The organism is Flavobacterium sp. ov086, from assembly GCF_900187965.1.
Lineage (GTDB): Bacteria > Bacteroidota > Bacteroidia > Flavobacteriales > Flavobacteriaceae > Flavobacterium.
The window spans coordinates 1-7,347 of record NZ_FZNL01000050.1 but is presented as its reverse complement, the minus strand read 5'-3'; the positions used below and the strand labels follow the sequence as shown (position 1 = coordinate 7,347).

The window sequence follows — 7,347 nt, the reverse complement described above, 5'->3', positions numbered from 1 at the left end:
ACAAAATAGCTATTCTGGAATCACTAGTCACACCCATAGATTTTAGATAATGAACTAATTGATTCGAACGCTCATCTAATTCTTTATAAGTCATGGAGTTACTTTCATTAACCAAAGCAACAGCATTCGGAGTACGCTTAGCCTGCTCTTCGAATAAATCTACTACAGTTTTATCTTTTGGATACGCTGTATCAGTATCGTTGAAGATACTTAGTAATTGATGTGATTCTTCTTGGGTGAGCATCGACAGATTGCTTATTGGCTGCGTGATATTGTCTGCAATACTAACCAACAGCTCCTGATAATGCAATAGCATACGGTCAATCGTAGCCTTATCAAATAAAGCCGTGCAATAATTTATTCCTAACGAAATACCACTTCTGCTTTCGGATACACTAAGTATTATATCAAATTGAGCTGTAACAATATCAAAAGCGTAATTTGATAATGCAACTCCTTGTATACCGGCTCCTTGTTCCAGAGCTTCCTCAGAGTTTGATTCCACGTTTTGAAAATCAAACATTACCTGAAACAATGGTGTCATGTTCGTATCGCGGGTAGTAATTACTCGATCTACAACCTTCTCAAAAGGTGTCAGCTGATTGTCATAACCCTCTAAAGTTGTTTGTTTTACCATTGCTAATAGATCCTTGAAACTAGGATCGCCACTTAAATCACTGCGAAGCGCTAAAGTATTGACAAAAAAGCCTATCATTCCTTCTAAATCTGATTGCGTTCTATTCGCAATTGGTGTTCCTACACAAATATCGTCCTGTCCGCTATATCGGGATAATAAAATCTTAAAAGCAGATAACAATAACATAAACAGCGTAACACCTTCTTCCTGACATATAGCACTTAAAGAAGTTGCCAATTTCTGGTCTAACTCTAAAGAAATACCTGCTCCTGCGTTGCTCTGCACAGAAGGGCGAACATAATCTGTAGGTAATGATAACGTACTTACACCGCTTAATTTTGATTTCCAATAGGATAACTGACTCTCTAAAACAGCGCCTTCTAAATACTTGCGCTGCCAAATAGCATAATCTGCGTATTGTAAGCTAAGCTCCGGTAATACTGCCGGACGACCAGACTGCAAAGCACTGTACAATTCCATAAACTCATTGGTCAGGATTCCCCCTGACCAGCCATCACTGGCAATATGGTGAAAAACACAAGCCAAAACATACTTCTCATTCTCTAATGTATACAAACACGCTCGCAGCTTGTAATCTTTCGATAAATTAAAAGGTTTATTCAGGTAGCCTGCTATATTATTTTCTAATAATAACTCATTTGAGACAATTCCTTTATCCAATGACCAGCCCTCGGCGCTGATAATTTTCTGATAACCGATTCCATCTTCCGAAAGAAGCATACTGCGTAAAACCTCATGACGCGAGACGATCTCATATAAGGTTTGTTCCAGTATCGATATATCTAATGCTCCTTCTAAACTAAGAACTATAGGAATGTGATATTCGGTACTGCCTTGCAATGCATCCAAAAACCATAATCGTTCCTGACTAAATGATAAAGGAATACGATCCGGACGCTCCTCTGCAACAATACCAGGCAATAAAACCCCTTCTGTCTGTTTTGATATTTGAGTTCCTAATTCAGAAATCGTGGTATACTCAAAAACATCTCTAATAGAAATCTCTATTGATAACTCTCTACGAATCATAGATACCAAACGAGTCGCCAATAAACTATGACCACCCAATTCAAAAAAGTTATCATGAATTCCTACCTTATCAATCCCTAATAATTCTTGCCAGATTTCTGCTAACTGAGTTTCGGTTTCGTTACGCGGTGCAACATATTCCTTACTGGATAAATCTGAACTATCAGGATCCGGTAATGACTTCTTATCGAGCTTTCCATTACTGGTTAATGGCATCACTTCTAAAGTTACCCATAATTGGGGAACCATATACTCAGGTAAACTTAGTTTTAATTGGTTTTGTAATACTTCTTTATCGAAATCACCTTCAGGTACAACATAACCTACCAAACGTTTAGTTCCATGTGTATCTTCCTTAGCCAATACACAACATTGTGTTACTTCTGGTAAAGAAGATAATACATTCTCAATCTCTCCCAACTCGATTCGATAACCACGGATTTTAACCTGATCGTCTTTTCTGCCGATATATTCTATATTTCCATCTGGTAACCAACGCGCTAAATCGCCTGTCTTATAAATTCGTTCGCCTTCTTTAAATGGATTTACTATAAACTTATCATTAGTTAATTCTTCTTGGTTTAAATAGCCTCTGGCTACGCCCAATCCACCAATACACAATTCTCCAACAACTCCAATAGGTAAAAGATTCTGTCCTTCATTCATAATGTAAACCTGAGTATTATCAATAGGCTTACCAATAGGAATCTTAACCATTGGGGTTGGAGTATTTAATACTTTATAATTAGTAGCAACTACTGTAGTTTCTGTTGGTCCGTAATTATTATAAATAGTAATATCACTTGATTTATTTAAGTGTAACACATCTCCTCCTGTTAAAACAGTAATGTTTGGTAAAGAGATTTCTTTATCTATAAAACTCTCACACAATAATGTGGGCATGTAAGTATGTGTAATAGCATGCTCAATTAAAAAATTTGAAAATTTATCCAAATCGTAATGGAATTTTTCAGAAATAGGATATAAACTAGCTCCAAAAAGCAAGTATGGATAAATTTCCCAAACACTAGCATCAAAACCAACCCCGGAGAATAGAGTACCTCTACTTTGAGAAGTTACTGAATATGCTGATTGATGCCAAAAACATAAATGAACCAAGTTTCTATGCTCAATCATAACCCCTTTAGGTTTGCCCGTGCTACCTGAAGTGTAAATAACGTATGCCAAATTATCAGGACTTGTATGTATTTCAGGTAAATCATCAGAATACGAAGAGCTATCCTTTTTGAATGTTTCCAGTAATAGAATATCTACAATAATGCTACAATTACTATCTTCCTTTATATATGTTTTTCTTTCTTCTGGAAAATTTGGATCTATTGGCACATAAGCTGCACTTGTTTTCAATATAGCAAGAAACGAAATAATTAACCATTCACTGCGATCCAGAACTACTCCTATTAGACTATCTGCGCTAATATTATTATTAGACAATAAATAATGAGCTAACTGATTGGAACGTTGATCTAATTCTTTATAGGTTAGCTCTTCTTGTTCATAAACAACTGCGATAGCATTTGGTGTTCGTTTAACCTGTTCGGTGAACAAATCTACTACTGTCTTTTCTTTTGGATAGACAACATCAGTGTTATTGAAAACATTCAATAATTGATGTGATTCTTCTTTGGTAAGCATCGCTAAACTGCTTATCGGCTGCGTGATATTACTTGCAATACTAACCAACAATTCTTGATAATGCAACAGCATACAATCTATTGTTGCTTTATCAAATAAAGCTGTGCAATAATTTATTCCTAATGAAATGCCATTGTTATTCTCTGATACACTAAAAGCTAAATCAAACTTGGAAGTAACGGTATCCAACTCGTATCCTGAAATTGTAATATCATTTAAACCTCTGTCTTTTTCTTCAAAATTATCACCCTCATTTTGTAATGAAAATAAAACCTGAAATAATGGAGTTACATTCATATCTCGGGTCGTAATCACCCGATCTACAACCTTTTCAAAAGGTGTCAGCTGATGGTCATAACCTTCCAGAGTTGTCTGTTTTACTTTTGACAATAATTCTTTGAAACTAGGGTCACCGCTTAAATCAGTGCGAAGTGCCAGCATGTTTACAAAAAAGCCAATCATTCCTTCTAACTCTGATTGCGTTCGATTCGCAATTGGTGTTCCTACGCAAATATCGTCCTGTCCGCTATAGCGGGATAACAATACCTTAAAGGCTGATAGCAATAACATAAACAGCGTCACACCTTCTTCTTTGCATATAGAATTTAATGAATTTCTCAAGTTATGGTCTAATTCTAAAGAAACATCAGCTCCTTCATTGCTTTGCACAGAAGAACGAACATAATCCGTAGGTAAAGACAAGGTAGTTACGCCGCTTAGTTTTGCTTCCCAATAGGATAATTGATTCTCCAAAACCTCGCCTTCTAAATACTTGCGCTGCCAGATGGCATAATCTGCATATTGTAAACTAAGCTCCGGCAAATCAGGAGTTTTGTTGGATTGGAAGGCACTGTACAATTCCATAAACTCATGGGTCAGGATTCCTTCTGACCAGCCGTCACTGGCAATATGATGAAAAACACAAGCCAGAACATACTTCTCATTCCCTAATGTATACAAACACGCTCGCAGCTTATAATCTTTCGATAAATCAAAAGGTATATTCACATAGTCTGCTATATTGTTTTCTAATAATAATTCATCTGATACAATTGCTTTATCCAATGACCAGTCCTCGGCGCTTATAATTTCCTGAAAACCGATTCCATCTTCTGATAAAAGCATACTGCGTAAAACCTCATGTCGCGAAACAATCTCATATAAGGTTTGTTCCAATATCGATACCTCTAATGTTCCTTCTAAACTAAGAACTATAGGAATGTGATATTCGGTACTGCCTTGCAATGCATCCAAAAACCATAGTCGTTCCTGACTAAACGATAAAGGGATACGAGCAGGACGCTCCTCTACAGTAATACTTGGCAATAAAACCCCTTCTGACTGTTTTGATATTTGAGTCCCTAATTCAGAGATCGTGGTATGTTCAAATACTTCCCGAATAGAAACTTCTATCCTCAAATCCTTACGAATCATAGAAACCAAACGTGTAGCCAGTAGACTATGACCACCCAATTCGAAGAAATTATCGTGAATTCCTACTCGTTCTACTCCTAACAGATTCTGCCAGATTTCAGCTAACTGCGCTTCTGTTTCGTTACGTGGTGCTACATATTCTTTGCTCGATAATTCTGAACTATCCGGATCTGGCAATGACTTCTTATCCAGCTTTCCATTACTTGTTAATGGCATTTCTTCTAAAGTCACCCATAATTGAGGAACCATATACTCCGGCAAGCTTAGCTTTAATTGGTTTTGTAATACTTCTTTATCGAAATCACCCTCAAATACAATATAACCAACCAGACGCTTGCTGCCGCTTGTATCTTCTTTAGCCAGTACACAACATTGTGTTACTCCCGGTAAAGAAGATAATATATTTTCGATCTCGCCAAGCTCAATTCGATAGCCACGGATTTTAACCTGATCATCTTTTCTACCGATATATTCTATAATACCATCTGGTAACCAACGGGCTAAATCGCCTGTCTTATATACTCGTTCACCTTCTTTAAATGGATTCTTTATAAATTTTTCAGATGTAAGTTCAGGTTGGTTTAAATAACCACGACCTACACCTACTCCACTAACCCATAACTCTCCTACTATACCTATTGGACACAAATTATCAAAGACATCCACTACATACAAAGACATATTGGCTACTGGTTTCCCAACAGGAACAACAACACTTTTTGGAGATTCTTTCATGATATGAAGACTCACATCATCGGATGCTTCTGCCGGACCATAGGCGTTTACTACAGGAATAGAAGGGTATAAAGAAAACCACGATCGTAATAACGATGCCGTAGCTGCCTCTCCGGTAATTAAAAAATAATGTAAATCTTCTAAGCCTTTCCTTGAACCTGTTTCTAATAAACTTAACAAATACGAAGGAACCAATTGAAGATGTGTAACTTGATATGTCGATAAAGCTTCTTGAAAATCATAGGTATCCAAAATCATGCGTTCATTATAAATAGCTATACGAGCTCCACATAACAAACCACTTAATAATTGCCATACTGAAATATCAAAGGTGAATGGTGCTGTAAAAGCTACAACACTATTATTATCCATATCTAACTCATCTATCATTACTAAAAGGTGATTTAATAAACCACAATGATCAATCATTGCTCCTTTAGGAACGCCAGTACTACCCGAGGTATAAATTACATAACTCAAAGAATTAGGTGAGTAAGATAAATCTAATGAACCAACTGAATAGTTATTATATACAGCAGAAGAGCCTTCTAATACTATCGTAGTGACATCTAATAATAAAGGATTCAAAACATCCTTTGCAGAGCTATCAGTAAGCAACAAACTACATCCAATATCCCGAACAATATAAGAGATACGAGTGGTTGGATAATCTGGCTTGATTGGAACATAAGCTCCTCCTGATTTTAATATCCCCAGTATACCAATTAGCATCTCTAAACTTCGCTCCAGACAAATAGCCACAAGATCATCCGGCTGTACGCCTTGTTCACGTAAATAATGCCCCAGCTGATTCGAGCGCTGATCTAATTCTTTATATGTTAATTCTTCATTTTCATAAACAACTGCGATAGCATTTGGTGTTCGTTTAACCTGTTCTTCAAATAAATCTACTACGGTTTTATCTAATGGATAAGTAACATCAGTGTTATTGAAAACATTCAATAATTGATGTGATTCTTCTTTGGTAAGCATCGCTAAACTGCTTATAGGTTGCGTGATATTGCTTGCAATACTAACCAACAGTTCCTGATAATGCAGCAGCATTCGGTCTATTGTTGCTTTATCAAATAAAGCTGTGCAATAATTTATTCCTAATGAAATACCATGGTTGCTCTCTGATACACTAAATGTTAAATCAAATTGAGCCGTAACCATATCTAAAGCGTAATTTGACAGGGTAACTCCTTTTATAGCGACTTCTTGTTCTACAACTTCTCCAGAGTTTGATTCTATATTATGAAAATCAAACATCACTTGAAACAATGGCGTCATACTCATATCACGGGTCGTAATCACCCGATCTACAACCTTTTCAAATGGTGTTAACTGATGGTCATAACCTTCCAGAGTTGTCTGTTTTACTCGTGACAATAAATCTCTAAAACTCAGGTCACCGCTTAAATCACTGCGAAGTGCTAAAGTATTGACAAAAAAGCCTATCATTCCTTCTAATTCTGATTGCGTTCGATTCGCAATTGGTGTTCCTACACAAATATCATCCTGTCTACTATATCGGGATAACAATACTTTAAAAGCTGATAACAATAACATAAAAAGTGTAACGCCTTCTTCTTTGCATATAGAGTTTAATGAATCTCTCAGCTCTTTTCCTAATTCTAAAGAAACACTGGCGCCTTCATTGCTCTGCACAGAAGGACGAACATAATCCGTAGGTAAAGACAAGGTATTTACACCTCTTAATTTTTCTTCCCAATACGATAACTGATTCTCTAAAACCTCGCCTTCTAAATACTTACGCTGCCAAATGGCATAATCTGCATATTGTAAACTAAGCTTCGGTAAAACTGCCTCGC

Annotated in this window: 1 protein-coding gene; it reads right to left on the bottom strand. The window is 36.5% G+C overall.

All coding sequences use genetic code 11. The annotated features are described in order from the left end of the window. Positions 1 to 7,347: amino acid adenylation domain-containing protein (locus CHB81_RS26440; RefSeq protein WP_089354804.1), on the bottom strand; the 7,347-nt coding region annotated here is incomplete at both ends.